This is a genomic window from Vibrio sp. Vb0667, from assembly GCF_033391095.1.
In genome coordinates this window covers 1-1,133 of record NZ_JAWPOL010000314.1, presented here as the reverse complement: position 1 = coordinate 1,133, position 1,133 = coordinate 1, and the positions used below count along the sequence as shown (strand labels likewise).

General features: G+C 50.6%; 1 protein-coding gene. It reads left to right on the top strand.

Features of this window, described 5'->3' with window-relative positions; all coding sequences use genetic code 11:
* Positions 1-1,133, top strand: a 1,133-nt coding sequence (locus R8269_RS25540; protein ID WP_318222953.1) for an efflux RND transporter permease subunit, incomplete at both ends; no start/stop codon positions are given.

Below are 1,133 nucleotides of genomic sequence, written 5' to 3'. Positions count from 1 at the left end.
GCTTTGGTTCCGTTGATTTTAGTCACCGCCGTGGCAATCCCGTATGTGGCCGTGAACTTTATTCCTCAGTCGGATCGCTCAATTGTGTTTCTCGATTACTGGCTACCCAATGGTGCCAAGATTGAACAAACCTCGGCAGACATGCGCAAAGTTGAAGAATGGTTGGTCGCACAACCAGAAGGGGAAAGTATCTCTAGCTATGTCGGCACCAGTGCGCCTCGCTTCTCGGTAACGGTAGAGCCTGAGCCACTCGACCCTGCCTACGGCCAGATTCTGATCAACACCAAAGACTACGAGAGCATCAGTCACTTGGTAACGCGTGGCGATGATTGGCTGAAAGAGGCGTTTCCGGATGCCGAACCTCGCTTCCGAGCGCTGAAGCTAGCAACCAAAGATAAGTTCGCGGTTGAGGTGCGTTTTTCTGGTCCGGATGAAACCGTATTACATCAACTAGCGGCGGAAGCGAAAACGATTTTTGCTTCAAACCCTGATGCAAAATACATTCGCGATGATTGGCGCCAAGAAAGCAAAGTGCTCAAGCCGATTCTAAACCAAGACAAAATGCGTCAAGCAGGAATTAACCGCGCCGATGTCGCTTTCGCGCTAAAACGTGCATCAGACGGCATGCCGCTCGGACAAATGAACCTGAATGATGAGCTGATTCCAATTCAGTTACGTGGCACATCGCAAAACATGGCGTCGCTAGAAACGCTACCTGTGCGCTCTCTACTTGGCTTTAACAGCGTTCCGCTTGGTCAAGTGGTGGATGGATTCGAACTGGTCACCGAAGAGAGCATGATTTGGCGACGCGACCGCGTGAAAACCATCACGGTTCAAGCGGGTGTGAGCCGAGACTCCACACCAGCGAACGTAAGAAATGCCATTAAAGATCAGGTTGAAGCTATCCAACTTCCGGCGGGTTACAGCATGGAATGGGGCGGCGAATATTACGATGAAGACAAAGCGGTCACCGACATCATGAAGCAGCAACCAAAAGCAATGCTGATCATGGTGATCATTTTAGTCGCGATGTTCAACGGCTTTAAGCAACCAATCATCATCCTCGCAACGCTACCACTGGCAGCATCAGGGGCTGTGTTTGCTCTGCTTGGATTCGATAAACCATTTGGCTT